28 protein-coding genes are annotated in these 25,662 nt (G+C 36.6%); 2 read left to right on the top strand and 26 right to left on the bottom strand.

Annotation, left to right across the window (positions count from 1 at the left end):
• Nucleotides 1-19 precede the first annotated feature (19 nt).
• The 12 genes from A5889_RS00675 to A5889_RS00620 form a co-directional block, all read right to left on the bottom strand.
• Nucleotides 20-535 (bottom strand): YjbQ family protein, encoded by a 516-nt coding sequence (locus tag A5889_RS00675; protein WP_087639962.1) that lies wholly within the window; start codon nt 533-535, stop codon nt 20-22.
• Nucleotides 532-1,239: a triose-phosphate isomerase gene (locus A5889_RS00670; protein ID WP_087639961.1), complete on the bottom strand. Its 708-nt coding sequence runs from the start codon at nt 1,237-1,239 to the stop codon at nt 532-534. Before A5889_RS00670 ends, A5889_RS00675 begins: the two co-directional genes overlap by 4 nt.
• A 14-nt stretch (nt 1,240-1,253) precedes the next feature.
• Nucleotides 1,254-2,081, bottom strand: coding sequence for a class II fructose-bisphosphate aldolase (locus A5889_RS00665; RefSeq protein ID WP_087639960.1), 828 nt, complete (start codon nt 2,079-2,081; stop codon nt 1,254-1,256).
• 11 nt (nt 2,082-2,092) lie between these two features.
• On the bottom strand, nt 2,093-2,377 hold the full coding sequence (locus tag A5889_RS00660; RefSeq protein WP_087639959.1) for a PTS sugar transporter subunit IIB: 285 nt from the start codon (nt 2,375-2,377) through the stop codon (nt 2,093-2,095).
• Nucleotides 2,374-3,732, bottom strand: coding sequence for a PTS galactitol transporter subunit IIC (locus A5889_RS00655; RefSeq protein WP_087639958.1), 1,359 nt, complete (start codon nt 3,730-3,732; stop codon nt 2,374-2,376). Before A5889_RS00655 ends, A5889_RS00660 begins: the two co-directional genes overlap by 4 nt.
• Before the next feature lie 18 nt (nt 3,733-3,750).
• Entirely contained in the window at nt 3,751-4,206 is a 456-nt protein-coding gene (locus A5889_RS00650; protein WP_087639957.1) for a PTS sugar transporter subunit IIA, read from the bottom strand.
• Nucleotides 4,196-6,178, bottom strand: a complete 1,983-nt coding sequence (locus tag A5889_RS00645; protein ID WP_176372770.1) for a BglG family transcription antiterminator — start codon at nt 6,176-6,178, stop codon at nt 4,196-4,198. Before A5889_RS00645 ends, A5889_RS00650 begins: the two co-directional genes overlap by 11 nt.
• A gap of 232 nt (nt 6,179-6,410) precedes the next feature.
• A complete protein-coding gene (locus tag A5889_RS00640) occupies nt 6,411-6,725 on the bottom strand; it encodes a carboxymuconolactone decarboxylase family protein (RefSeq protein WP_087639955.1) in 315 nt (104 codons plus the stop codon).
• A 12-nt stretch (nt 6,726-6,737) separates the two neighbouring features.
• Nucleotides 6,738-7,157: a cupin domain-containing protein gene (locus A5889_RS00635; protein WP_087639954.1), complete on the bottom strand. Its 420-nt coding sequence runs from the start codon at nt 7,155-7,157 to the stop codon at nt 6,738-6,740.
• A gap of 12 nt (nt 7,158-7,169) precedes the next feature.
• Entirely contained in the window at nt 7,170-8,153 is a 984-nt protein-coding gene (locus A5889_RS00630; RefSeq protein ID WP_087639953.1) for an aldo/keto reductase, read from the bottom strand.
• 308 nt (nt 8,154-8,461) lie between these two features.
• Complete coding sequence (locus tag A5889_RS00625; RefSeq protein ID WP_140405321.1) at nt 8,462-8,977, bottom strand: cyclophilin-like fold protein; 516 nt, start codon at nt 8,975-8,977, stop codon at nt 8,462-8,464.
• A complete protein-coding gene (locus A5889_RS00620; protein WP_087639951.1) occupies nt 8,967-9,542 on the bottom strand; it encodes an acetyltransferase in 576 nt (191 codons plus the stop codon). The genes A5889_RS00625 and A5889_RS00620 overlap by 11 nt, the downstream gene beginning before the upstream one ends.
• A gap of 114 nt (nt 9,543-9,656) precedes the next feature.
• On the opposite strand from A5889_RS00620, the gene A5889_RS00615 reads away from it, so the two are divergent.
• Nucleotides 9,657-10,526 (top strand): LysR family transcriptional regulator, encoded by an 870-nt coding sequence (locus A5889_RS00615; RefSeq protein ID WP_087639950.1) that lies wholly within the window; start codon nt 9,657-9,659, stop codon nt 10,524-10,526.
• 36 nt (nt 10,527-10,562) lie between these two features.
• On the opposite strand, the gene A5889_RS00610 is transcribed toward A5889_RS00615, so the two are convergent.
• The 14 genes from A5889_RS00610 to A5889_RS00545 form a co-directional block, all read right to left on the bottom strand.
• Nucleotides 10,563-10,751, bottom strand: coding sequence for a hypothetical protein (locus A5889_RS00610; RefSeq protein WP_087639949.1), 189 nt, complete (start codon nt 10,749-10,751; stop codon nt 10,563-10,565).
• A gap of 399 nt (nt 10,752-11,150) precedes the next feature.
• Nucleotides 11,151-11,849, bottom strand: coding sequence for a M23 family metallopeptidase (locus tag A5889_RS00605; RefSeq protein ID WP_087639948.1), 699 nt, complete (start codon nt 11,847-11,849; stop codon nt 11,151-11,153).
• A gap of 56 nt (nt 11,850-11,905) precedes the next feature.
• Nucleotides 11,906-12,109: a hypothetical protein gene (locus tag A5889_RS00600; protein WP_087639947.1), complete on the bottom strand. Its 204-nt coding sequence runs from the start codon at nt 12,107-12,109 to the stop codon at nt 11,906-11,908.
• A gap of 284 nt (nt 12,110-12,393) precedes the next feature.
• Nucleotides 12,394-13,023, bottom strand: a complete 630-nt coding sequence (locus A5889_RS00595; protein WP_087639946.1) for a VanZ family protein — start codon at nt 13,021-13,023, stop codon at nt 12,394-12,396.
• Nucleotides 13,024-13,069: 46 nt separating this feature from the next.
• The gene (locus A5889_RS00590) at nt 13,070-13,825 is read right to left on the bottom strand and encodes a MerR family transcriptional regulator (protein WP_087639945.1); all 756 of its coding nucleotides are present in this window, start codon (nt 13,823-13,825) and stop codon (nt 13,070-13,072) included.
• A complete protein-coding gene (locus A5889_RS00585; protein ID WP_087639944.1) occupies nt 13,812-15,827 on the bottom strand; it encodes a HelD family protein in 2,016 nt (671 codons plus the stop codon). The genes A5889_RS00590 and A5889_RS00585 overlap by 14 nt, the downstream gene beginning before the upstream one ends.
• A gap of 131 nt (nt 15,828-15,958) precedes the next feature.
• Nucleotides 15,959-16,606 (bottom strand): GNAT family N-acetyltransferase, encoded by a 648-nt coding sequence (locus A5889_RS00580; protein WP_087639943.1) that lies wholly within the window; start codon nt 16,604-16,606, stop codon nt 15,959-15,961.
• Between the two features lie 106 nt (nt 16,607-16,712).
• A complete protein-coding gene (locus tag A5889_RS00575) occupies nt 16,713-17,252 on the bottom strand; it encodes a DUF1697 domain-containing protein (RefSeq protein WP_087639942.1) in 540 nt (179 codons plus the stop codon).
• A gap of 409 nt (nt 17,253-17,661) precedes the next feature.
• Nucleotides 17,662-18,378, bottom strand: coding sequence for an ABC transporter permease (locus tag A5889_RS00570; protein ID WP_087639941.1), 717 nt, complete (start codon nt 18,376-18,378; stop codon nt 17,662-17,664).
• 1 nt (nt 18,379) lies between these two features.
• A complete protein-coding gene (locus A5889_RS00565) occupies nt 18,380-19,108 on the bottom strand; it encodes an ABC transporter ATP-binding protein (protein ID WP_087639940.1) in 729 nt (242 codons plus the stop codon).
• Between the two features lie 71 nt (nt 19,109-19,179).
• Complete coding sequence (locus A5889_RS00560) at nt 19,180-19,605, bottom strand: VOC family protein (RefSeq protein ID WP_087639939.1); 426 nt, start codon at nt 19,603-19,605, stop codon at nt 19,180-19,182.
• A gap of 28 nt (nt 19,606-19,633) precedes the next feature.
• Nucleotides 19,634-20,983 carry a ribosome small subunit-dependent GTPase A gene (gene rsgA, locus A5889_RS00555; protein ID WP_087639938.1) on the bottom strand — a complete coding sequence of 450 codons (1,350 nt, stop codon included), beginning with the start codon at nt 20,981-20,983 and terminating at the stop codon, nt 19,634-19,636.
• 651 nt (nt 20,984-21,634) lie between these two features.
• Nucleotides 21,635-23,470, bottom strand: a complete 1,836-nt coding sequence (lepA, locus tag A5889_RS00550) for a translation elongation factor 4 (RefSeq protein WP_087639937.1) — start codon at nt 23,468-23,470, stop codon at nt 21,635-21,637.
• Between the two features lie 170 nt (nt 23,471-23,640).
• Complete coding sequence (locus A5889_RS00545; RefSeq protein WP_176372769.1) at nt 23,641-24,258, bottom strand: histidine phosphatase family protein; 618 nt, start codon at nt 24,256-24,258, stop codon at nt 23,641-23,643.
• Nucleotides 24,259-24,398: 140 nt separating this feature from the next.
• Between A5889_RS00545 and A5889_RS00540 the strand changes: the two genes are divergently transcribed.
• On the top strand, nt 24,399-25,619 hold the full coding sequence (locus A5889_RS00540; protein WP_087639935.1) for a GNAT family N-acetyltransferase: 1,221 nt from the start codon (nt 24,399-24,401) through the stop codon (nt 25,617-25,619).
• Nucleotides 25,620-25,662: the final 43 nt, after the last annotated feature.

Raw genomic sequence — 25,662 nt, 5'->3', positions numbered from 1 at the left:
AGTAATGATTCTTTTTTTATCATTCACCGAGGACCATTAATTGACATTTTCGATTACGCTGACGGTTTTGATCGAAGTCGATGAAATAGATATAGCCAACGGAACCGATCTGCAGCTGTTGTTCTCTAAGGATAAATGTTTCACTTGCTCCAAACAGTGAAGCGCGGATATGAGCATCACCATTCAATATCGTTCCCGGATCACATGGGTAATTCGGATCATCTAAGCTCATCAAAAATTCAAGATGTTTTGGACCTGGATAACGGTAATTTGTTTCTTCTGACAATTCTCTTGGGATTATTTTATCCAAGATACGATTTAGATCTACTTGGAGAAATTCGTCTCCATTAAAATCCGTATCATGTACATATTCCTCAAAAATCACTGAGCAGGTTGTATGAGGTGATTGAACGACACACAATCCATTATTTATTCCACTTTCTGCTACAGCAGCTTTTACCTGCTCGGTAATATTGTGATAGCTCACACGTTGGCCATTAGAAGTCAAAACTAAGTCTTTGGTATAGGTTTTCATTTTCTTTGCTCCCTTTGTTCACTGTGAACTGCTGCAACTGTCTCCACCATTTCCATTAAGGTTTGTTCTGGATCTACCGCGCATACAATTCCGCTTGTACCGCCCGTTCCATCTGCACCAGACTCTATCGCCAGACGCACATCTTGCGCTGAACTGATTCCTGCAGCTTGTAGAACTAATGTATTTGGTGAAACACTTTTAACTGCTTCATTTGTTTGCTTCATATAAGAAGCATCACTTGTTTTGCCAGTTCCGATCAATTCTGTTGGCTCACAAACCATGACATCTGGCGCCAACGTAGCGATCGCTTGTGCTTCAGCGATCGAATCTGCACAGGCAATGACCAAAATACCCAACTCTTCTGCCCGCTTCATAATTTTGACTAGATCATTTACGCCAACTGGATGTTCAGCATGGTTCAAAAACGTTGCTTGAACACCTGCTGCCACAAGTCCTTCTGGTAAAATATAACCCATTCCCGGCCCTACATTCAGATTATCCATATGCTGAACAGTGATGATCAAATGCTTCGTTTCTTGTGCGATTCGAAAAGCATCTGCATACTGAACAGTGAAAAAGATATCGATTGAATATTTCTCGGCTAGTGCATCTGCTGTTTTAGCCAATTTTAAAGCTTCTTCTCCATATAAATAGGCTTTAGGATTCACACAGAAAAACGGCGGGTTGATTGTTCTTTTTTCCACTTATACTTCACCTCTCATTTTGTTTCAAAAACTTCGTAATAGTGACTTAACGTTTGTTCGATCGCTTGATTCGCTAATTTTTTCAGCTCAAAATAATCTGTAGGTTTTACTCCTTCGATTTCCTTCATCGCTGCTGTGATAAAATCAGTGAAAATATTGATTTTAGCAATTCCTTCAGTTGCACAGCGTTTCAGATTGGCATCTCCAGATGACGACCCGCCATGTAAGACAAGTGGTGTTGGTAGTGCTGCTTTCAATTCCGCCAAGCGTTCAAAACTGATTTTAGGTGTTCCTTTATAAAAGCCGTGAGCGGTGCCGATCGATACAGCTAATGAATCGACCTGTGTCTGATTTACAAACGCAACAGCATCAGCGACTTCTGTGTAGATCGAATCACTTTGATCATGATTTTCGTAATTCACACCGGAACCAACAAAGCCAATTTCTGCTTCGACTACGACCTCTCTTGCATGAGCGTAATCAACGATTGCTTTTGTTCGGCGAACATTTTCTTCAAAGGAATCTTGTGAAGCATCGATCATGACAGAAGTAAACCCTAGGTCAATTGCCTGCTTTATGATATTCTCATCCTGTCCATGATCTAAGTGTAAAACGACTGGTACTGCAGCTTTTTTAGCCAAATACTTACCGACCAGCGCTGCTTCTTCCAAAGACATCATCTCTAAATGTGCCTGAGCGAATGCTAATATCAGCGGCTTGTTCATTTGATTTGCGACGGATGTATAAGCCCGAGCAGAATCCAGATCGAAGAAATTGGCAGCCGGAATAGCATAATGATTTTCTTGTGCCTGTTTAAATAATTCTTTTGACGTAACTAACAAGGGTAGTCCTCCTATTCATTGAGTTTTGCTTCGATTTCTTGATACATTTCATCTGTCCCGATACCTGTTAACAAGGGTAAACCCATAATAACTTTTTCTTTGATTTGATCAGGAACAACCGTTGTACTGACGATAATATCGTAGTCATCGATTCGATTCATTTCATCAGCAACTTTTGATTGGTATAAACGAACATCATTTTCATATCCTTTACTTTTTAGCCATTCTTTCACCTTGTTCGTCACGATCGTCGAGGTTGCAACGCCTGTGCCGCACATGATCAACATTTTTTTCATTTGATTTCTTCCTCTCTATTCAACAACTTTATTTTTTTAGGGAGAACTTTATTTACATAGATCAAGCCTGCTAAAACTACAGCGCCGATGATCGCCAAGCCGCCCCAACTCAATACTTTTGTTAAGCCAACATACATCCATGTAGTCCATAATCCGCCTTCAGCAAGTGCTGTAATACTTGAATTTCCTTGCAGGTCAAAATTAGCTGCTTTAGCAGACATTGTTACAAGCGGTGCGACCCATGAAGTAATATACAAAATGCTAACCATATAAAGAGAACCTGCAATCACTGTTCGGACAATATTTCCACCAAAAACAGCAGCCATCAAGCAAACTAAGAATGGGATCGTTGCAAGGTCTCCAAACGGTAAGGTGGTATTTCCAGGAAGAACGACTGCCAGTAAAATAGTGATCGGTACTAATAATAAAGAAGAAGATAAAACTGCTGGATGACCTACAGATAAAGCCGCATCCATACCAATATACAACTCTCTTCCTGGGAAACGTTTTTTAACAAATTCATTTGCTGCTTCTGAAATCGGCGTTAAGCCTTCCATCAGCAAGGCCACCATTCTTGGCATCAAAATCATGACAGCTCCCGTTTTAACAGCCAACTGACCAACGCCAGCTACATCATACCCTGCAAAAATACCGATCACTAACCCGATCAAAAAGCCCATTACCGCAGAGTCACCAAAAATTCCAAAGCGTTTTTGAATCGTTTCAGGATCTGCTTTCCAATTCTTGATACCTGGAATTCGGTCAAATAGCCAATTCATCGGCAGTGCGAAGATAAAGCCCGGCGCTGCAGTTCCATGAGGAAACGTGATATTTGGGAATCCATAAAACTTCTTGACGATCGGTCCTAAAATATCTCCAAATAAAAGAATCATCATCATATAAACGACTGTTGCAGCAATTCCTATAGCAAAATTGCCAGTTAATGCATAGACAAGTGAAGCTACAAACGCAGCATGCCAAAAATTCCAAATATCAACATCTAATGTTTTTGTTAAACCTAAAATGATCAAGAGTACGTTTAGTAATACACCGATCGGAATCGCTAAACTTCCTAATACTGTTCCATAAGAAATTGCTGCAGCAGCAGGCCATCCCACATCGATGGTCGTCAAATTAAGCCCAAAACGCTCAACCATCGCTTGTGCTGCAGGCCCTAAGCTAGAACTTAATAGATCGATCACTAGGTTTAACCCCACAAAGCCAACACCAACAGTCAATGCTGAGGTAAACGCCTTTCCAGGCTTCGTTCCAAGAATAATACCAAACACAAAAATCAGGATCGGTAACACAACGATCGCACCTAAATCAACAAACCATTGTAATGCATTTAACATGTTTTTTCCCCCATTTCCTTATGCCAAGCCAACCTGATGAATAAGTTGAATAAATTCTGTTTTTGTACGGCAATGATACAGTTGCTCCATAATTTCCTGTTGCTGAATCATACTGATAAGCTTTTGCAGCATTTCCAATTGTTCGTGTGGTTCTTTTAACGCCAGCATAAAGATCATCTGAACCTCTACTGGTTTGTCACTTGTTCCCATTTCAAAAAAAGTGATCGGATTTTTCAAAGACATAAAAGCGATCTGCGACCGTTTGACATATTCGCTGTCTGTATGAGGGATCGCCACACCCATATTTTTGACTGCTAAACCAGTGGGAAAATCTTTTTCCCTTTCAATAAGATGCTCAAGAAAATCTTCTGTAATAAAATTTTTTTCAGTTAATTGTTCTGTCAAACGTTTAAACGCGTCCTCTTTATCTGTTACTTCAACTTGAAATTCAGCGATTTCACTATCAAAATACATCCTCCGCTGTCCTCCTTCTCACATAAGCCATCAGCTCTTCAGCATTTTGACTCTCGATTATTTGTTGTACGTTTTCTTTAGAATTGATAACATTATATAGATCAGAAACTAAATCTTTGGCAATAGCCATATCTTTTTCTGCAATCGCTATTGTGACAATCAATCGAACAGCATTTGTATCCCATTGTACTGGGTGTTTTGTTGTCATAAATGACAGACTTGTTTCTTTCACAGTATCTGGTGCACCATGAGGAATCGCTACACCGCTCACAATACTTGTATTACCAAGTTCCTCCCTTTGAAAAATCGTTTCTTCAAACCCATGCTCGACTAAACCCAATCGCTCATATTGTTCAATCAAATAATTCAGGATCTCCTTTTTCTCATTAAACGCCATGTTCAAAAAAATCAGATCTTCATGAATAAATGATGCTAGAGAAACAGTCGTATTCTTTTTAGAATACGTCATCGTTTTTTCATGTTCACTCATAGTCGATAAATAAGCGGCGATCATCGCTACTTCATCTGCTGTTGGTAGCGCTGATACATGCAGTACTGGAATCTGACTTATTTCAAGCGGCACTGCTGCAATGATCAAATCGATATCATCAACTGGATTTTCCTTGATCTGCTTTTCTGTTGCGATCTCTATTACGACACTTGCGGGCAAATTTTGTTTGATACGATTGAAGATCAATTCTGAGGTTGCCAATCCATTCCCGCAAACAATCAAAACATGTTTTGTCAATTGGATCTTCTCAAATGCAAGCTGAAAATGAATCGTCAAAAATGATACTTCATCTTCATTCAAAAATAATCCATAATGCTTTTCAAAAACGGCAGAAGCAAATTGTGTCAATGTAAACATAGTCGTATATTGTCTTTTTATATTTTCTTTCAAAGGATTGCGGACATAAATATCATTTTTTAGCCGATGAACCATAGGGATAATGTGCGAAATCAATGAGTGATACAATTGTTCATCCTCATCGACTCGGACATTCAACAAATGTGTCATTTCGTCGATCAAAGCAATGGTTATCATATGAAGCTTTTGATCGATCGGCAGATCGGCAACACCCGGAACGACCCCATGTGCAAATAACAGTGAACATAAGTATTGAATATCATGTTTGAAAAAAACACAGTTCAGCTCTTGACTCATATCTTCTGAAAATGCCAAAGCAATCATATAAAGCTGCATCTTTTTTAAATCTTTAAAGACAAATTCATTTTGCTCTTCAACATGATGTCCTAGATTCAAACGAGTCAACAAAATGCATAAAGAAAGTCTAAGTGAGTAAACAAAATAGTCATTTAATACTTTCCCAGTATGAATCATTAGTTTTTCAATGAATAAATTGACTTGATAAACAATTTGTGGATCTAGAATCTCTGAAAAATAGGTAAGGTTATCTCGTTGATCATGTTCGGCTTGTGGATGATACTTTTTGCTATAGCCGATCAGATATTTTTTAAATACCTTTTGAATCATTGTTTCTTTTTCCTGAGCAGTTTGTTTAGATCCAGTCTTCACAGTTAGACCATTTTTCTTTAGATAGGTGAAGACCTCATCCATATCCTTCTTGATTGACTGCTTACTGATCAAGAACTGCTCGGCATAGTCCTCGTATGTCCCTCTTTTTTCGTAAATCAATAGATCAGCCAATATGATTAATTGGCGATATGCAGGTGTAAATGCTTCATTTTCTAAAACTACCATCGTCTCGTTTGACAATACCGCTTTTAAATGTTCTTTCTGTGCATGACTCCCAATCAAATAGATTCCTTTTCTTGGTACCCGGTCGATCGTTAGTTTCGTTTTTTCCAAGTATTTCTGAATATTCTTTAAATCTGAATAAATCGTTTTGTTTGATACTGATAACTGATTTCCGAAAAACGTAGTTGCTTGATACTCATTTTGTAAAAGCAAAAGATCAAGTAATTGGTTCTCTCGTTTTGTTAATTTCATCATCACACCTCCGGAAAGCGCTTTCCACATTTAAAGTATATAGGCATTTACGCCGCTAGTAAATTACCTTTCGCTTCCACATTAATGTGGAAATCTGTATCATTGATTAAACTATTCAATAAGAAACAAAAAGAATGCAGGATAAAAGAAAAAACACTTTTATCCGCATTCTATTTTTAGACCACTGTAAAAAAATAAGCAATTATTTTCCTTACCTGTGTACACTGATCAGTTACTCTTCAAATATTTCTTTTGCTAGTGAAAATGCTGACCAAGCTTTTGGCCAACCGGTATAAAAAGCTAAATGAGTGATCAACTCTACGATTTCTTTTTTGGTTACACCGTTTTGCTTGGCAATTTTCATATGTGCTTCTAGCTGAGGTGCGCCTTGAGTGAGTAGGCTAGCACAAGTGATCAAGCTTCGATCACGGGCAGATAGTTTCTCTTCTCGAGACCAAACTTCGCCAAATAATATATCATCATTCAGCTCGGCAAATTTTGGTGCAAATTCTCCTAACTGATCACGTCCTGCTGTTTGTTTTTTCATTTTCCCTCTCCTTTAGTGGTTCGTGTTTAACGTATTATAAAGCTCATCCGTTACCGGTTCCAACCATTCAGGTGTTCCTGCTGTGATGGCAAGATGCGAAAACCAGCTGTCTTTTGCTGCACCATGCCAATGTTTTATGCCATCGTGGGTGACGATCACATCACCAGCAGTCAAGAATACCGCCTCTTTTCCCTCTTCTTGATACCAGCCTTCGCCGCCGGTAATTAAAAGAATTTGATACCCATCGTGATGGATATGCCAGTGATTACGGCAGCCTGGTTCAAAAGTCACATTTCCGACGCCAACAGAAACTGCCGGATCAGCCACTAACGTTTTCAGATAGCTTTGACCAACAAAGTAATCTGCATACGCATCATTTTTTTCGCCAGATGAAAAAATCACACCATCTTTTACTTCTCTATATTTTGCCATCTTTGATTCCTCCTATTGATGTCCGACAATGACATGGGGAACATAAGGTTCTTCTAAAAATCGAATATCTTCTTCTGTCAACCTTAATTCTAAAGCTGGAAGAGCCTTCGTTAAGTGACTTTCTTTTGTTGCCCCAATGATCGGAGCAACCACCTGTTCTTTTTGAAGGAGCCAGGCCAATGCAACTTGTACTCGTTCAACATTATATTTCTCTGCGATTTCTTTTACACGTTCAACGATGATTCGGTCTTGCTCTGCTGTTTTATCATATTTTGATTGAGCCATTTTATCTGTTTCAAAGCGTTTGGTTTGGGCGCTCCAATCACGAGTCAAACGACCAGAAGCTAGCGGACTATAAGGTGTCACCGCGATTTTTTGATCTTGACATAATGGCAGCATTTCCCGTTCTTCTTCCCGATAGAGAAGGTTCAAATGATTTTGCATCGAAACAAACTTTGTCCAGCCGTTTTTCTCTGCAACTGCTTGTGCTTTGGCAAACTGCCAGGCGAACATTGCTGATGCACCGATATAGCGGACTTTCCCTGATTTTACGACATCATGTAATGCTTCCATAGTTTCTTCGATCGGCGTATTGTAGTCCCAGCGATGAATGATATATAAATCGACATAATCCATATTTAAACGTTTTAAACTTTGATCGATTTGATGAAAGATTTCTTTTCTTGAGAGCCCGCCACTATTCGGAACATTCTTTTTCATCGTTGTAAATAATTTTGTTGCAACCACGATTTCATCACGGTTAGCATATTCGTTCAGTGCTTTACCCAAAATTTCTTCACTTGCACCATAAGAATAAACATTTGCAGTATCAAAAAAATTGATGCCTAGATTAAGAGCTTTCTTGATAACAACTTTGCTCTCCTTCTCTTCTAACACCCACTCGTGAAAACCACTTGCTGGATCACCAAATCCCATTGCTCCTAAGCAAAGACGCGAAACCTCCATACCAGTGTTGCCAAATTTTACGTATTCCATTATGATTCCCCCTACTTGATAAGTTGCACTTTTTATTACTAAAGTTAGTCTACCTCTTAAAGTGCACTCTAAGTCAAGCTGTTTGGCGAAAAATATTTTCTATTAAAATAAGTGACAGAAAAAAATACAAGTTAGTACAACCATTTTTATTGGTATAAACTAGTTTTTACTTTATTATCTTTACCGAAGCTGAATCATCAGTCTGCCAGAAACCTCATTTCTTCATGTCGTTAGAAAGTCTCTATTCCATTTTTTTATTAGAATTGCTTTAACTTCTTTCTTTTTTGGTGATTCATCTGCACTGATCACTAATCTATTTTTTCACTGGTAAACAAAACATTTAATTTCTTTTGGTGACTGATTTGATCCAAACCTTCAGGATCAATTACTTTTCCTAATCGTGTGTAAGCATAATTCGTTTCAAGATCTTCATAAAATAGTACAAGACAATCCTTGCCAAACAACATAACATCACCTTTACTTATTTTCCCAGGAGATTGTGCTTCTGTTGGAAGCGGCTTTGGTAAATAATAATATTTTTCATTGTTGTGGAGATCATCCATCATGATTTCAAGCGGGAACATACGCTGTAATGTTTTAGCTGATGCGTTATCACACCATTCAATATAAAAATCAATTTGATCGATCGTAACTTTGTTAATAGTTATCTTCTCTTCCTCACTCTCTGTTGGGTAGTTTTTCACCATACTTGTATCTAAGCGCTCTTCGCTAAACGATGGATCATTTCTCAGAACATTTTTACAACCGAATAAGAGTAGTAATGAAAATGAAAACATCATCTTAACACCAATTTTATTCATCATTTTCATCGATCATACGCACGATTTTCGCTGGGCTTCCTACAACAACTGCGTTCTTAGGAACATCTCTAGTGACAGTAGCATCTGCTGCGACAATGGCATTTTCTCCTATTGTCACTCCTGGTAAGATCGAGACATTTGCACAGATCCACGCATTTCTTTTGATTACAATCGGTGCTACCGCAACTCCTCTTCTATTTTGGGGATCAGTCAAATGATTGACCGTAATCAGCCGACTGTCTGGACCAATCAGCACATTGTCTTCTAATGTGATTCCTCCAAGATCCACAAAGGTTACATTCTTATTGATAAAGATATCTTTCCCAAAAATGATATGTCTGCCAAAATCAGTGTAAAAAGGCTGAGAAACAGTCACCGACGCGTCAATTGAATGACCAGTGATCTTTTCAAGATACTTCAGCATCTCGCTATTTTTACGATACTGTGTATTCAAATCCATTATTAATCGTTCGTTATTTTCTTTGATCATATGGACTTCTTTGAATAATGGTGAATCTGGTAAAATCTCTTTGCCCAGCAATCTTTTTTCTAAACTAATCACTTCCATCTTTTATTCCTCGCTCTCTATTTTATTACTAGCTTCATTTTACAAAATCATGTTATGATTAACTAATACTTATAAGTGATAGCTAGACATAATTTTTAATTATAGGAGGATCTAATGGATCTACGCGTATTGAATTACTTTTTAACTGTTGCGAGAGAAAAAACGATCAGCAAAGCTGCTGAAGTTCTTCATATTTCACAGCCTGCTTTATCTAAACAATTGAAAGAGTTGGAAGAAGAATTAGGTGTAAGACTGTTTACCCGAGGGAGTCGATCGATCACTCTGACCGAGGAAGGCGTCTATTTGGCAAATCGAGGAAAAGAAATACTTCAATTGGTAGAAACAACCACTACGAATTTAAGTAACCATGAGGTGATCAGCGGTAAAATCATTATTGGCGGTGGAGAAACACAGGCTTTTTCTTATATTGCTATGTTGATCAATGAATTACAGCAAAAACATCCTGATGTTCGTATCGAACTTTATAGTGGAAATGCGGATGATGTATTAGAGAAAATCGATAAAGGGATTCTTGATTTTGCGCTGGTCATCGATCCTGTAGAAAAGCAAAAATATGAATACATTCGTTTGCCTCTATCTGATCATTGGGGGATTTTGATCAATAATAGTCATGAATTAGCTAAGAAAAAAACGATATCACCAACAGACTTGCATAAACTTCCCTTATTGATTTCCAATCAATCGTTTGTCGATAATCAATTAGCCGAGTGGTTAGGAGAAAATATTGAACATTTTAATATTATTGGAACATACAACTTACTTTATAATGCTTCTTTATTAGTTAAGGAAGGAACGGTCAGTATACTTTGTATTGATGGTATCATAAACACAGCAACTACTGATTTGACCTTCATCCCCTGTTCACCTCCATTAACAGCGACCATCAATATCGTCTGGAAAAAAGGACACGTTTTCTCAAATGCTTCAAAAGAATTTTTACGTTTACTACACGATCTAGCATAAAAAAGCAGCGGCTTTCATAAAACAGCCGCTGCTTTTCTATTTAAATCGATCTTTGATGCCACTAGAAAGGTCTTTAAATTGCTTTCCTACTTCCTTTCCTTTGTTTTTATATTCTTCACCAATTCCTTTTCCTTCCTCAGCGTATTTCTCACCTAAAGCTTTTCCTTGTTTTTTAGTTTGTTGAAATGTTTCTTTTAGTTGGTCGATTTCTTCTTTAAATGACATGATTACTTCCTCCTATTATTTATGATTTAAGCTCTAAAGAATGGATTTCATGTTTCCTTTTTTGGATACCTTTAAAAGTTCAGTCGCATGATCATCCTATATTTACAGATATTATACATCTGCAGATATATATTGTCTATAGATAGAACAAAAAAGATGGATCACCTTATTAGGAGATCCATCTTTTGATTGCTATTTCTTCGGTTCACACTCGTCCATTGTCGCTGTGGATAGACAACCAATAAACAATGATAAATCAATATTTAAATTAGAAAAACTAGCATTTTGATAACCAAATCTCTTTAGCATGAACAATTAGTTTATCGCTCACGACATAATTTTTCCTTCTTCTAAAATAAATACTTCTACTCACTGTTTTCTACGTATACTGTAAAAAACTTAACTTTTATTAAAGCGAATTCGATCTGTTTCTGCTGGTATCTGATTATGGACTGATTCCCAGACACCATTTCGATATACTTCATATTCTTCAAATAAAAAGGGCAGACCATTTGACTGTGCGATATCGACGCTATCCATCAATTGAAAATGTAAATGCGGGGAGGTAGAATTCCCTGAATGTCCAACATTTCCCAGTCTCTCTCCTTTTCTGATCCGATCACCAACGGCTCCTTTTATCGAATTCGTTTGTAAATGGACAAATGCCATATAGACATTATTTTGACACTTTATAACAAGGTAGTTCCTAGCAATTTGACTGAAGTCGTCTTTATATTCATTAAAGAAGTGAGCATTTTTTATAGCAATTGCCGAATCTACTACCCAATGCACAACAGCACGTTCTGGAACACCATCTCTAACTGTTACGATTTCACCATCACAAGGCGCAAAAATTGGTTTCCCCCAGCAATAGCATTTATCTAACGTTACTCCAAAGAAAAAGTACTTAGCAAAACTAGTGTTGTAAAACGGCTTTCTCTTATTTTCCCAATCAACCTGTACAAAATCAAACGCAAATCTTAACCCCATTCGATCCGTACCATGGCTAGGAATTCTCTTTACTGGTGTGATAGGAGCATGCCATTCGCCTCTAAGAGGAAATTCGATAATAATTGGTTGACACTGGTCTTTATTCATCACTGTTTCCTCCTTTCAAAAAGATCTTCTCAAACCGCTTTTGAGGCTAGATAATCCTATATTTTTTTGAAGTGTACCTTTTTTTCTTTCATTGAAATTTTACCTACCTCATAGCCGTAGTTCTTCGCTTCTTTTTTATACGTCAGGAAAGAATGATCAATTGGAAACCCTAAAATAGTTTCTATTTCTTGAAAGTTCAAATAAATATCTTCATTTCCATTTAATACTAACGCTTTCCATAAATTTTCATATTTACTCATTGTTCATTTCCTCATTTCCATTTTTTACTTTTGGACTTAATAAGGCTGTTTTCTAGTGCTTTTACATTACAACAACTAAAATGCTGGAATTCACTTCTAATTTTCGATAACTAATCAATACATGCGTTTTTATTGTAGCTATTCACAGTCCATATAAATCTCTTTTTAGAGAGGTTTGAAGCAAGTTTCTGGAATTCGTTTACGGTTCACCATGGAGAGGTTTGTCAAATTATTTTGGTTCATTAGAAATAGTATTTTAATGTTTCCAGAAAATTCAACTCTTTCTAACTAAAAAAAGTCATTACAAAAGCCAGTAACACAATTAGTATAGGTATCATTCCGGAAAAAATAAATTCTTCATTAGGGCTTGCTGTCACTTTGTTTCTTGTTCGTTTTGATACTAATATAAAAATGATGCAACCAATCACTGTTCCCAAACTATTTGCAAGTAGGTCGTCAATATCTGTAGCTCTGCTAACGGTAAATAATTGACTGATCTCGATCACTAATGAAATGCTTATACCAATTAAAAAAGCATATTTTATTTTTCCATACACCCTACTAATTATCGGACACAAAAAGCCTATTGGTATAAAACAAGCGATGTTAAACAGAAAGCCTAAACTTATGCCTTCTCTAAATGGGATCAGATTGATGTTCGGATTGAATACTTGCTTTTTAAAGCCGTTAATCCTATATAACTCACTTAAAGTTGGTATACCGAAAACGTTCAAAAATGTCACACTCATATAATAAAATAGTAGCAAGGAGGCGACCACTATTCTTGAAGACTGTTTATTTTTTCTTGTAAGACACAATAAGAAACTAAACACGGCAAATGCGCCTAACCCATAGATTGGTTTCAAAGTTAAAATAGCTACTATTGATTCCCAAAGTCCAAGTTGTTGCTCCATACTTATGCCTCCTTCCTTTAAAACTTATAACTTTTTACATGACAGTTTACACATCCATTGTCGCAGCAATTTTTTTCAATGTATCGATACGTTGGGCTAATTCGACTGTATTCATTTTAGCCTTCTCCAAAGAGAGAATCAGCTTATCACAGACGGAGATGATGTCCTCTGACGGTTCAGGGGTATTCAAAATAGCTTTTATATCATGTTCTTCTTTGCGATCGACAAAATGAAGTAAGCGTAAAATGGATTCTAATGAATATTTTGCTGAACGTAATATACGAATGATTTTTAATCGCTTCAGATCATCTGCTGCATAAATGCGATAGCCATTTTGACTTCTCTTTAACGATAACAAGCCATTCAGCTCCCAGTTTCTTAACGCATCTGTCGTCACGCCTAAGTAATCCGCTGCTTCACTACGCTTTAAAGAAATGTCTTCCTCTTCGATCTTTCCATTGATCATATCTTCAACGATATGAATCGCTTCATTCGCCTCATCGATCTCTTGATCGATAGCCAATACATAATCGTTGAGCAGTGCTGTTGCTGCAGCAAATTCATATTTTGCCAAAGCTTTGATCAGCTCTCTCATCATTGCTCTTAATCCAGATTGGAGCACCTCGACCTGGAAAGCAACTTTTGCAGTTTTTATCAATTCAACATGATACTCATTGTATATTCTATAGCCATTTTTAGCTCTTTGAGGCTTAGGAATCAGTTCCCACTCTTCATAGCGTCGAATCGTGTTAGGATGAAAACCAACTATTTTTGCTACTTCAGAAGTTTTATACGTGTCCATCCGTTTCTCCCCCATCATTCAAAATAAAAAGCGTTAGTTCATGAAGTGCTCTAGAACAGCTTGTATACAGAAGATTGCTTTTTGCCGATAATTGTTCCTTCCTGATATCTGTCAGGATCACTTGGTCGAACTCTAAGCCCTTAGCATATTGAGGCGTCGTGATAATGATACCTTCAGTCATAGCTGAGGACTGCTTCCCAAAACGAGTGATCTCATAAGAAGAGAGCTTTTTTTTAATTTTAGCAACTTCATCCCAAGTTTGACAAATGATGCCGCAGGTTTTATGAGCTGACGTTTCAAATCTTTCTACTATTTTGATTAGCTTTTCTTGTTTTTCCTTTTGGTGATCAACATACATAAGTTCAACTTCTTTATTGTGACGTTCAATCGGAGTGAGTGCATTATTTGTCGTAAATCGTTTAGCAAATTTAATTATTTCATAGCTGGAACGATAACTGGTATTGAATGTGACTACACGGTTGTTTGGAACAACGGTTTGTAGTCGCTCTAAAAAATTCATTTCGGTTGTCAGTAAATCTTGATTGACATCTCCGCAAATTGTTTTTTGGCAAGGAAACAAACGATCCAGCACATAAAAGTGCAGCAGCGAATAATCTTGCATTTCGTCAATAACAATATGTTTGATTTGACGATTGGGAAGAATTCCCTCAATGTTCATTTTGAAATAGAGATATGGAAATAGATCAGCATAATCAATCTTATTTTTGTTTTGATTAAAGGGAATCTTTTCTAACATCAAGAAGTTCACGTACTCATTCAAGCTAGTTGTTATTTGCAACCTGTTTCGCAACTCTTTTTCTATTGCTTCGCGTATATGATTTTGTTCATTTTCAGGCGCGATCTTACTTAATTGCCGTGCTAATTGCTTAGCTCTATCGAACAATGCGCTTTCCGTAAGAGTATTATTTACTTTTTCCAATTCTTTTTTTGAAAATGTGTACTGATGATCAACGATGATATCTTCAGAAAACAATCTATTATTTAGCTGTTGGATATGGTTTTTCAAGGACAAAAAGAATTTCTCTGACCTTTTATACAAGTAGGTTTCAGCCTCTTTTGACTTTGGCTTTTCTACGATTCGATCTATTTCACCTTGTCTGTCAGTTACTGTTAGCTTTTCTTCAATCATTGGTTGGACAAGTTGCGTGATTTCAAGCTGATTTAGCTCATCTTCTCCTAATTCAGGCAAAACAGTTGAAATGTAACTCGAGAAAACATCATTTGGTGATAGAATCAAAATATCTGAAGCCTGCAGCTCTTCTCTTTTTTGATAAAGTAAATAAGCAATTCGATGGAGGGCGATAGATGTTTTTCCAGAACCAGCCACACCTTGGATAATCAAGTTCTTGGCTTTTACATCTCTGATTACTTCGTTTTGTTCTTTTTGAATCGTGTGAATAATGGTCTTCATTTCATTTGAAGTATTTTTACTCAGCTCATTCATCAAAAAGTCATCATTCACTGTATCATCTGTATCGACAACAAATTTAAGCTCGCCCTTTTCAATTTCAAACTGCCGTTTACCTTTTAAATATCCATAAAATCTCTTTCCTAATGACTCGTAGTAAGCAGAACCTAAGCTAAAATCATAATACAATGAGGAAATCGGTGCACGCCAATCATAGATCAGCTGTTGTCCTAGATCATCCGCAAATCCATACCTACCAATGTAAAAATTCTCTACGTCTTCGTCATCTTCAAACTGAAACTTAATTCTTGAAAAGTAAGGTGTTTCTTTTAAATATGCCAGCTTTTTTCTGATGTTCGTTTCAAAGTTATTACGCTTATCAATAAAACTTAAGTTTTGCTGGTGATTGTAAACCTCATACTTGTCCAATTCATTTTTATACTCAACTGTATATTTTTTGATATCTTTATAAGCTTGTTCATTGGCAATTACAGTCCCATCGATTTGTTCAATTTTCTTTTCAATTTTTTTTATGACTTCTTTTAGACGTTCATTTTCTTTAGTATTTGACATGATAACTTCCCCTTTCTCAATGATCTTATCAAGAAAGGGTACATTGGTGTTATAGTGTAGGGTTTCGAAAACTAAAAATGGATAGATTGTTCTTTTCTAATTTTCTATAAAAGTGATTCGCTCATTTTCAATCAGTAATCATACGTATCAATTTCACTGACAGCTTTTTCAAAGTCTGATTGATGCGGTAGAACTTTTTTTTCTTTTGGTGGGAATGTTTTGTCAAAATCATCTAAGATGGATTCATCTGGATACATCGCTTCTGAAAAATGAACGCTACCGCTTATGCCATCTAATGCACCTTCAAATAGAGGCAATGCCATTACGCCAGTATAAAATTTACCATCAGGCATCGATATATTATATTTCTTTGTCCCTACAAATCCATATGGATGGTAATGATACGTAAAGCCGCCAAGAATAATGGCATTAAAGCCTAGTCTTTTCGCTTCAGCAAGTGAGTGCTCAATCAACATCCGACCGAATCCCTGTCGATGATATTCTGGTGAAATACTCACTGGCCCGAAAGTTATGATCGGATGCTCGATCCCCTCCTTATCGATCACTTTCGCTTTTGTGTAGAAAATACTACCGATGATCTGATTGTCTAATTCAATAACGAAGGACAATTCGGGGATAAAGTCAGGATGTTTTCTGATGTTGTGAACCAGTAGATGTTCGACTGCTCCTGGAAAATATAAATTCCAAAATGCTTCTCGTGTGATTTCTTCTACGATTCTATAATCTTTTTCGTCTTCATGTCTAATCGTAATAGTCATATTTTCCTCCTAGTAATAGTTCTTTTATTTTTTTTAATATAATCTGTCTTAACAATCCGGCCATCTAAATGAGTATCATTAAGATATTGAATATGAATCTTCCTGACTAAATTTCAACTATTTTTCTTACTGTATTTGCTGTTCTAACTGTGATCTTGTCACTTACTTTAGAATGGGCAGTTTTTGACCACCAATTTGTCTTTTGATAATCCTTACGCTTAAAAGACCAGAAGATAGCATTTTTATAATTGTATACTTTCTCATACTCATCTTTAGGACTCCCAATCTCACTATAAAACTCGTCATACGATAATTTAGGAAACATAAAAATTAAATTATCATATAGTTCTTTGTTATTTCCCCCCCACCATGCAGGAGCCTTAGCTAATATATCTTCCAGTTCTTTCTGGGAAATAACAAAAACTGGTATGTCCAGTTTGAACTTATTTTTTATCGTCGTTTTTATTGTATCTGCAAGAATATCTATAGTGTCTGTATCACTGGAAAAAACAACATTCCCACTGTTGAGATGTGTAGAAACTGCTGAATATCCCAGTTCTGTAAAACTTACTTTTAACTCAGACATAGCTATCTTATTCTTGCCGCTTATGTTGATACCTCTTAATAGTGCAATATATCTTTCCATATAGCAATTCCACCTCTATAAATTTTGGTTTAGTAAATTGTAGCAGAATCAAAAGTAAAAAAGTACGATTGAATAATTATAGACGCATATTCAATGTTGTTTTTCAAATTTAATTTTGTTTACAGGCTTAGACGATAGTATAAAACTATCGTCTAAGTCTACAAAAATCCTATGATTCCAAAAAGACTACTTCTACCAGCTTAACAAATAGACCGTAGTCTATCCGTTTTTCAGCTTATTGATCAGATACCTGTGATGCTCACCAGACATGCTCCTTTCAATTTTTAGATGGTTCGATTATTTTCGAGATAAGTAGAATAAATAAGAGTAGCTATTTTAATCATGCTTTCGCACAAAGTTTATCTAAACTATTCTCAACATATGAAGAATTAGCTATAAACAACTATCCTTATTCCCATCTAAAATAGCGCACAGCAATAAAAATTCCAATAATGGAAATAGCTGTTAATAGTAAAACCATATAAAGTATCCCATTTTCTTCTCGAAACGTAACAGCCTTTAATAACTTGATGCCTTGCGTCAATGGCATAATATCCGCTATTTTCTGTAGTCCTTTTGGCATGATTTCATAAGGAACTGTCGCTCCTGATAAAAAGAACATTGGAAAGAAGATTGCTGAATTTATCGCGCCCGTTGCTTTTTCACTAGGAGATAAACTGGCAACGATCAAACCAATGGCATGAATGGAAATCATCACTAAAAGATAAGCGAGGATAAAGTAAGCCCAGTTGCCAACATAAGAAAATTGAAAGAAAGCAGCTAATACGCCTAATAATAAAAGCATCGATACAATGCTGATCGTAAAGCAAAAAAGTAGATGAGCCAAAAGTAATTGGATCGGACTAATTGGTGTAACCTGATATCTTTTCAAGATTTTTCGTTCACGGTAAGAAGATAATGCCAGAGGAAGACCCATCACACCTGCTGAACAAATTCCTACAGTCGAAACTGATACAAAAGCTGTATTCAGCGAATCATTACTAGAATCCATAAATCCCATAAGAGAAACAATGCCAAGCGGAACAAAAATACCAAAAATAATGGAAGACATTTCTCTTATCGACAGTTTTGCTTCTGATTTATAAAGTAACCAAAATGTCTTCATCTTAATATTCCTCCCCGATAAGTGTTAGAAAAGCTTCTTCAAGTGTGTCTTTTTTACTTTCTAATATTATTTCTGCTACTGTACCGCTTGCCACTTCTTTGCCCTCTTTTAGGACTAAAATACGATCACATAAGGTTTCTACTTCATCCATATAATGTGAAGTCAGAAAAATAGTCACACCTTTTTCTTTAAGCATCAGCAAGTACCGCCAAACGTCTCTTCTTGCTTTGGGATCAAGTCCTGTTGTCAACTCGTCTAAAAATATGATCTCCGGATTTCCCATGATCGCTAGTAGGATACATAGCTTTTGCTTTTCTCCGCCTGATAATGTAGCCAAAAACGAATTCAACTTTGCTGAAAGACCAAATTCATCCAGTGTTTTCATCCAGTCAATCGGCTTTTTGTACAAGGAATGAGTAATTTCACAGATTTCTTTGACCTTCAACTGATTTTGAAAAGCTGCTTCTTGAAACTGGACACCCACATATTGAAAAAGCTTCTTTCGCTCTTTTCTTGGGTCTTTGCCTAACAAGGTGATACTTGCGGAATCATATTTTTGCGTACCTAAGAGGCAATCGATCGTCGTTGATTTCCCTGCCCCATTATGACCGAGCAATCCAAATATCGTCCCTTTCTCTACAGTAAAACTCAATTTATCAACTGCACGTTTTTCTCCAAATGTTTTTACTAGATCTTTCACTTCAATTGCTTTGTTTTTTTGATCGATCATCTTTTCCCTCCAATCATTTTCTAGATTCATTCTAGCCAAAAATGATTGGAAGGTGGTCTAGTGGAGGGTTTTCAATAATGGAAAATTTCAAAACAAATACCATCTGGACTTTCAAAAAATAATGCGTAATAATCTGGTGCGATCCGCTCTTTATATTCCTTAGGCTTGCCATGAAGAATTTTTACACCCAGCGCTTGAATTTTTGGAAAAATTTCATCTACTTCTTGCTTACTCCCTGCTTTAAAAGCAATATGCTGAATAGAACCGGGTTTCCTTGAATCAACTTTCTCTTTAGTAAATGTTCTTTTGGGCGAAGAAATACCGAAATCAAATGCATCACTTAAATATTCGATCACTTCCATATCTGCGTGCTCTAAATAACCAGAGTATTTCTTTTGTATATCGAAACCTAAGAGTGCAAATAGTTGATCATAAAATGGCTCAGCTTTTTTTACGTCCTCTACTGTGATCTGTATATGATGGATATTGTAAGTCATAGCGTCTCCTACTTCTTATTACTAAAAGTTATTTTGTATTTTCTATTATAAAAGGCGGGTGTTGTATCGCTTTATTTGCTAAATCAACTAAACGATTTTGATCATCATCTGCTGCGATTCGATTTGACTTTAAGGTTCCGCAGCTTCTACAACGATGAATTATTGCCCACTCACCATCTTTTTTTGACCAAATACTGATTGCATCCATTTTTCCCTTGCATAATGAAGCACGATCGCCAGGTAAATTATCTGCATGGATACTTGTTAAACAATAAGGACAATGATTTCGGTGATTACTTCCAGCGTATTCTGGATTTACTAGTCTTCCACATTCTTTACAAATAAAACTTTCTAAGCAAGCATTGACTTGATAGATACTTTTTAATTCTTTGACTAATTTACTAATGCCTTTTTCTGTCTGCGTTTTTTCTTTTAAATAGGCAGTTTTGTTGCTGGTATATTTTGCTTCTGCGTGTAACTTCAAGTAGCTTTCCCATCTTTCAAGAGATAGGTCACCGGCTTGTAGCGCTATTTTAATGGCACAGTTTTGTTCACTTTGATGCTGACAATCTCTAAATTTACATTTTCCAAAGTAATGCTCTACATCAGAAAAACTTTGCCCCAGCCCTTCTGACGCATTCCATATGCCGACTTCCCGCATACCTGGTGTATCAATTATTTTGGCACCATTACTCAAAACAAATAATTGACGATGACTCGTTGTATGTCTACCTCTTCCATCTTTTTCACGAATTTCTTTGATCTTCATAACCTTTTTATCCATTAAACCATTGATCAATGTTGATTTGCCAACTCCTGAAGAACCTACTAAAACAATTGTTTTATCTGGTTTCAAATAACGATCAAGCTCCTTCAGTCCTACTTTTGTATGTGCACTAACAATATGAACGGTTGTTCCAATTGCGACTTGCTGTGCTGCTGAAATCAGATCAGCATGATTTTCATTGAGGTCACTTTTAGTCAAAATCACTACTGGTACTCCACCGGACTGCCATGCAAGAGTTAGATAACGTTCTAAACGGCGAATATTGAAATCTTGATTTACTGCTTGAAGAATAAAGATATAATCAAAATTCGTAGCGATTATTTGTTCTTTATTTTCAACATGGTCAGCTCGAGTTAAAGTAGAGCGTCGAGGCAATGTACGAAGAATTTGACTTTTATCTTCTCCTTGCCAATTTATCATTACATAATCACCAGTTGCTGGATAATCTACTTGTTCATTGAAGTAATGTCCTCGTTTAATATGGGCAAATCTTGTACCTTCCTCACTTATTATTTCAAATATATCTTTGTGAACAGCAGCTACTTGAGCTTTTATTTCAACTATCTGATTTACTATTTTTGTTGTATTCATACTTTTTCTCCTATTTTCGAAAGGGAAATCTTTTCATTGATACGAAAATCTATTTGATTTCATCGATTTGTAAATATTCCCATTTGTTCTTAAGAGATACCTGTCCAAAATAATCAGCCTTCTAAAAAATACAAAAAAAGACGATAGTCACCCTATCGTCTAAGATTACAATAATCCTATTTATTCGACAGATATCACTTCTACAAGCAAAACAAATAAACCTACGTTTATTTGTCTATTCAGCTTATTGATTAGATACCTGTTACACTCACCAAGCATACTCCATTCATTTTTAGATGGCTTAATTATTTTCAAGGTCAGTATAGCAAAATTGTTAAACTAAATCAACTTTCAATTTCGTATTTTGGAGCTTCTAAATCTGAACCATCAAAATGAAACTTTTTAAAGAAACAACGTTTCTTCTCTTATTTGGCAACTTATCTTGATTCATTTTTTTTTTAAAGATATTTTCTTCTCATAAGCTCGATTTCTTACTCAATTTGATTGTACAAAAAAAGTACCTTCTTTCGAAGATACTTTTATACTATACCAATAGTGAAACAAGCATGAATAAAAATGTTTATTAAAGAAGTTTGGATGTTTTTTAGCAACCAAAGACGGCTGATAACACTAAGCTTCCTATTTAAAATCCTATTTCTTCGGTTCGTCCTCGTCCATTTTCAGAACCGCCATGAAGGCTTCCTGAGGTACTTCCACCGAACCAATTTGTTTCATTCGTTTCTTCCCTTCTTTTTGTTTCTCTAATAATTTACGTTTACGAGAAACATCTCCACCATAACATTTCGCTAAGACATTTTTACGCAATGCTTTGATATCTGATCTAGCCACGATTTTTTGCCCGATCGCTGCTTGGATCGGCACTTCAAATTGTTGTCTTGGAATCAGTTTTCTTAATTTTTCTACGATAGCTTTGCCCCGTTCGTAAGCAAAGTCTCTATGCACGATAAAGCTTAAAGCATCGACTTTTTCGCTGTTTAATAAGATATCCATTTTCACAAGACGGCTCGTTCTATAACCAGACATTTCATAATCTAGTGAAGCATAGCCTTTTGTACTTGATTTTAGCTTATCAAAGAAATCAAAAACAATTTCCGATAGAGGTAATTCATACACTACATTTACACGATAATCATCTAAGTAATCCATGGTTACGAATTCTCCCCGTTTACGTTGAGACAATTCCATTACCGCACCAACATACTCATTCGGTACCATGATCTGTGCTTTAACAAAAGGTTCTTCTACAGAATCGATCGTTACTGGTTCAGGAAAATCAGCTGGATTATCAACAACGACTTGTGAGCCATCCGTTTTATTGACATGATAAATAACAGAAGGCGCTGTCGTGATAAGATCTAAATTAAATTCACGTTCCAAACGCTCTTGAATAACATCCATATGCAGCAATCCTAAAAATCCGCAACGGAAACCAAACCCTAAGGCTTGAGATGTTTCTGGTTCGAATTGTAATGCAGCATCGTTCAATTGAAGTTTTTCCAATGCTTCTCGTAAATCATTGTATCGAGAATTGTCAATTGGATATAGACCACAATAAACCATTGGATTCATTTTACGATATCCAGGCAAAGCTTCTTGTGCTGGATTCTCTGCTAATGTGACTGTATCCCCAACTTGAGTATCTTGTACTGTTTTGATGCTGGCCGTGATATAACCGACATCACCGACCATCAAATAGTCACGAGCAACCGCTTTTGGTGAGAAGACGCCGACTTCGGTTACATCAAATGTTTTACCATTGTTCATCATCTGAATCTTATCACCTGGTTTAACTACACCATCCATGACCCTAACATTCAATACGACACCACGGTAACTATCATAAACAGAGTCGAAAATCAATGCCTTCAACGGTGCATCTAAATCGCCAGCTGGTGCTGGCACATACTCTACGACCTGCTCTAAAATATCTTCAATACCGATCCCTGCTTTAGCACTAGCCAAAACTGCTTCACTAGCATCGATTCCGATCACATCTTCGATCTCAGTCCGAACACGTTCGGGATCTGCCGCTGGTAAATCGATTTTATTGATCACCGGTAAAATTTCTAAGTCGTTATCCAACGCTAAATAAACATTAGCTAATGTTTGAGCTTCGATCCCTTGGGCTGCATCAACAACTAAAACCGCACCTTCACAGGCAGCAAGACTACGAGATACTTCGTACGTAAAATCCACATGTCCTGGGGTGTCGATCAAGTGAAAAATATAAGTTTCGCCGTCTTTTGCAGTATATGTAAGCTCGACTGCATTCAGCTTGATCGTGATTCCCCGTTCTCTTTCAAGATCCATAGAATCCAACAATTGATCCTGCATCTCTCTTGATGTAACCGTATTTGTTTTTTCTAAAATACGGTCGGCAAGTGTCGACTTCCCGTGGTCAATATGGGCAATAATGGAAAAATTACGAATTTTTTCTTGTCTTTGTTTCATTTCATTTATATTCATTTATTGTCCTCATTTCTTTAATAAACAGCTAAATCAGTTTTGCTTTTTCAATACCTTCAGCAATGACTCTTAGCTCCGATCATTTTCAATCAGCACTTACCATTATAACAAGGTTTCACCTAGAATTAAAGAACTTTCCCATGAATCAAACGACTTATACTAGAATCAATCTACTCGTATTCGTCAAAATGGTCTGTCACGTAGATGGACTGTTGGTTTTCCAATAAAAAAAAGCCTCTTTGCTGCACTTCTAAACTTAACAACTCTTCTTCTTTCAGCTTTGAGAAACAGCCTCGCAGTACTCTCCCAAGAAGTCCATGAGCCATGATGATCACATGTTCTTCCTCAGCATTTTCCAAATCAGCTAACCATTCATTACAACGACTTTCTACATCAGAGAGAGTTTCGCCATTTGGTCCTTTAAAGTACCAATTAAAAGTATTTGACTCAAGCTCTGGCTGTTGTGCTTGAATCTGTTCTCTATTTTTCCCATTCCACTCACCGATATCAACTTCCTTCAAACGCTCGTCAGTCATTATAGTCAATTCTTTGCGATCTAATATTTGCTGTATTAGCTTTGAACTTTGAATAGCTCTTCCCAACGGACTTGATAGAAAAAGAATCTGTTGGTCTTGAACATCTGCCAACTTTCGTTTAAGTAAAAAAGCATTGGCCTGAACTTGCTGTACGCCCGCTTCCGTCAATGGAGAATCTAAAATCCCCTGATAGATCCCTTTTTTATTGAATTCCGTTTCACCATGCCGTAATAAATAAAGCTTCTTTTTCATTACATCATCTCCTCTCATCAAAGAGTAACATACTTTTAAGCCAATCGATTGCCTCTTAATTCTTTTTTAATAAGCAAATACTCTGTATATTCCATTTTTTTTGATATACTGAGGATAGAAAATTAATTGGAGATGGAAAAATGGACCAAAAAGAGTTCAGAGAAAATTTAGAGTTAAAAGTTGTTGATGAAAAATATGTTGATCAGTTCAATGAGCTATTGAGCTATGTTTTCCAATTTACGGAAGCAGATTTAGAAGAAAGCGGTTATGAAAGTAAAAAAGAATTGATTAAATCCAAACAGCCAATTTTGGAACAATCAAAAGTTTTTGGCTGGTTTCACGAAGATAAGTTGATTTCTCAAATCGCTATTTATCCCTGTGAAGTCAACATCCATGGTACCTTGTTCAAAATGGGCGGAGTCACTGGTGTCGGTACCTATCCTGAGTACGCTAATCATGGATTGATGCAGGATCTGATCCATCTAGCCCTTAAAAACATGCGGCAGGATAAACAATGGATCTCCTATCTTTATCCATATAATATTCCTTACTATCGTAGAAAAGGCTGGGAAATCATGTCTGACAAGCTGTCATTTAAAATACGTGACACACAGCTGCCCAAACAAGTGGCTGTTCCTGGAATGGTAGAGCGGGTCAATGTAGATCATGAGGATGTTTTTTCGGTTTATGCAAAGTTTGCCCGTCAAAATCACGGAGCATTGATTCGCAGTGAATTCAACTGGGAAGAATACTGGCGCTTTGAAAATGAAGAGGAACGAACAGCCGCCGTGTATTATGGCGCAAATCAGGAGCCTTTAGGTGTCTTGTTTTATTGGGTCGCTGAAGAAGTATTTCACATCAAAGAAATGTTTTATATCAATCAGGAAGCCAGAAATGGCTTATGGAACTTTATCTCCGCTCATTTTTCAATGATCTATTGGGCTACTGGCGATATTTATAAAAATGAGCCCCTCGCTTTTTTACTTGAGGATAGTCAAATCAAAGAGACGATCGAACCTTACTACATGGCGCGAATCGTTGATGTCAAAGAAATGCTTCAAGCTTATCCTTATTCAAGTACTGCAAAGCCGTTTCACTTCGTAGTCAGTGATCCGGTGGCTGAATGGAACAATGGCATTTTCAGTTTGATGTGGGATGAAGAAGATCAAGTCACTATTTCCGATGAACCCTTAGGACAGCCTGTAACGATCGATATTCAAACATTGACTTGTCTTTTGATGAATTATCGCAGACCAACCTATCTTCACAGAATCGAGCGTCTGATCACTGATAAAGAAACATTGCATTCATTAGAACGGATCATTCCTGATCAGGAAGCTTATTTTAGCGATTATTTTTGAGTCACTTTTTTAACGAGTAGCTATAAACAATTATTGGAGGAAC

This window comes from Enterococcus sp. 9D6_DIV0238 (genome assembly GCF_002174455.2).
In the GTDB taxonomy this organism is placed as follows: domain Bacteria; phylum Bacillota; class Bacilli; order Lactobacillales; family Enterococcaceae; genus Enterococcus_L; species Enterococcus_L dunnyi.
The sequence above is the reverse complement of the archived record's forward strand: the minus strand, read 5'-3'. Positions and strand labels throughout refer to the sequence as shown.

What these genes read in the sequence shown, in the direction of transcription:
- A5889_RS00655 (WP_087639958.1), bottom strand. Translation starts at nt 3,732, where the DNA reads ATGTTAAATGCATTACAATGGTTTGTTGATTTAGGTGCGATCGTTGTG.
- A5889_RS00645 (WP_176372770.1), bottom strand. Translation starts at nt 6,178, where the DNA reads ATGAAATTAACAAAACGAGAGAACCAATTACTTGATCTTTTGCTTTTA.
- A5889_RS00580 (WP_087639943.1), bottom strand. Translation starts at nt 16,606, where the DNA reads ATGACTATTACGATTAGACATGAAGACGAAAAAGATTATAGAATCGTA.
- A5889_RS00625 (WP_140405321.1), bottom strand. Translation starts at nt 8,977, where the DNA reads ATGATGAATAAAATTGGTGTTAAGATGATGTTTTCATTTTCATTACTA.
- A5889_RS00570 (WP_087639941.1), bottom strand. Translation starts at nt 18,378, where the DNA reads ATGAAGACATTTTGGTTACTTTATAAATCAGAAGCAAAACTGTCGATA.
- A5889_RS00635 (WP_087639954.1), bottom strand. Translation starts at nt 7,157, where the DNA reads ATGGCAAAATATAGAGAAGTAAAAGATGGTGTGATTTTTTCATCTGGC.
- A5889_RS00610 (WP_087639949.1), bottom strand. Translation starts at nt 10,751, where the DNA reads ATGTCATTTAAAGAAGAAATCGACCAACTAAAAGAAACATTTCAACAA.
- A5889_RS00585 (WP_087639944.1), bottom strand. Translation starts at nt 15,827, where the DNA reads ATGTCAAATACTAAAGAAAATGAACGTCTAAAAGAAGTCATAAAAAAA.
- A5889_RS00660 (WP_087639959.1), bottom strand. Translation starts at nt 2,377, where the DNA reads ATGAAAAAAATGTTGATCATGTGCGGCACAGGCGTTGCAACCTCGACG.
- A5889_RS00560 (WP_087639939.1), bottom strand. Translation starts at nt 19,605, where the DNA reads ATGACTTACAATATCCATCATATACAGATCACAGTAGAGGACGTAAAA.
- A5889_RS00620 (WP_087639951.1), bottom strand. Translation starts at nt 9,542, where the DNA reads ATGGAAGTGATTAGTTTAGAAAAAAGATTGCTGGGCAAAGAGATTTTA.
- A5889_RS00545 (WP_176372769.1), bottom strand. Translation starts at nt 24,258, where the DNA reads ATGAAAAAGAAGCTTTATTTATTACGGCATGGTGAAACGGAATTCAAT.
- A5889_RS00640 (WP_087639955.1), bottom strand. Translation starts at nt 6,725, where the DNA reads ATGAAAAAACAAACAGCAGGACGTGATCAGTTAGGAGAATTTGCACCA.
- A5889_RS00605 (WP_087639948.1), bottom strand. Translation starts at nt 11,849, where the DNA reads ATGAATAAAGACCAGTGTCAACCAATTATTATCGAATTTCCTCTTAGA.
- lepA (WP_087639937.1), bottom strand. Translation starts at nt 23,470, where the DNA reads ATGAATATAAATGAAATGAAACAAAGACAAGAAAAAATTCGTAATTTT.
- A5889_RS00540 (WP_087639935.1), top strand. Translation starts at nt 24,399, where the DNA reads ATGGACCAAAAAGAGTTCAGAGAAAATTTAGAGTTAAAAGTTGTTGAT.
- A5889_RS00565 (WP_087639940.1), bottom strand. Translation starts at nt 19,108, where the DNA reads ATGATCGATCAAAAAAACAAAGCAATTGAAGTGAAAGATCTAGTAAAA.
- A5889_RS00590 (WP_087639945.1), bottom strand. Translation starts at nt 13,825, where the DNA reads ATGGACACGTATAAAACTTCTGAAGTAGCAAAAATAGTTGGTTTTCAT.
- A5889_RS00595 (WP_087639946.1), bottom strand. Translation starts at nt 13,023, where the DNA reads ATGGAGCAACAACTTGGACTTTGGGAATCAATAGTAGCTATTTTAACT.
- rsgA (WP_087639938.1), bottom strand. Translation starts at nt 20,983, where the DNA reads ATGAATACAACAAAAATAGTAAATCAGATAGTTGAAATAAAAGCTCAA.
- A5889_RS00675 (WP_087639962.1), bottom strand. Translation starts at nt 535, where the DNA reads ATGAAAACCTATACCAAAGACTTAGTTTTGACTTCTAATGGCCAACGT.
- A5889_RS00615 (WP_087639950.1), top strand. Translation starts at nt 9,657, where the DNA reads ATGGATCTACGCGTATTGAATTACTTTTTAACTGTTGCGAGAGAAAAA.
- A5889_RS00575 (WP_087639942.1), bottom strand. Translation starts at nt 17,252, where the DNA reads ATGGAAAGATATATTGCACTATTAAGAGGTATCAACATAAGCGGCAAG.
- A5889_RS00600 (WP_087639947.1), bottom strand. Translation starts at nt 12,109, where the DNA reads ATGAGTAAATATGAAAATTTATGGAAAGCGTTAGTATTAAATGGAAAT.
- A5889_RS00630 (WP_087639953.1), bottom strand. Translation starts at nt 8,153, where the DNA reads ATGGAATACGTAAAATTTGGCAACACTGGTATGGAGGTTTCGCGTCTT.
- A5889_RS00650 (WP_087639957.1), bottom strand. Translation starts at nt 4,206, where the DNA reads ATGTATTTTGATAGTGAAATCGCTGAATTTCAAGTTGAAGTAACAGAT.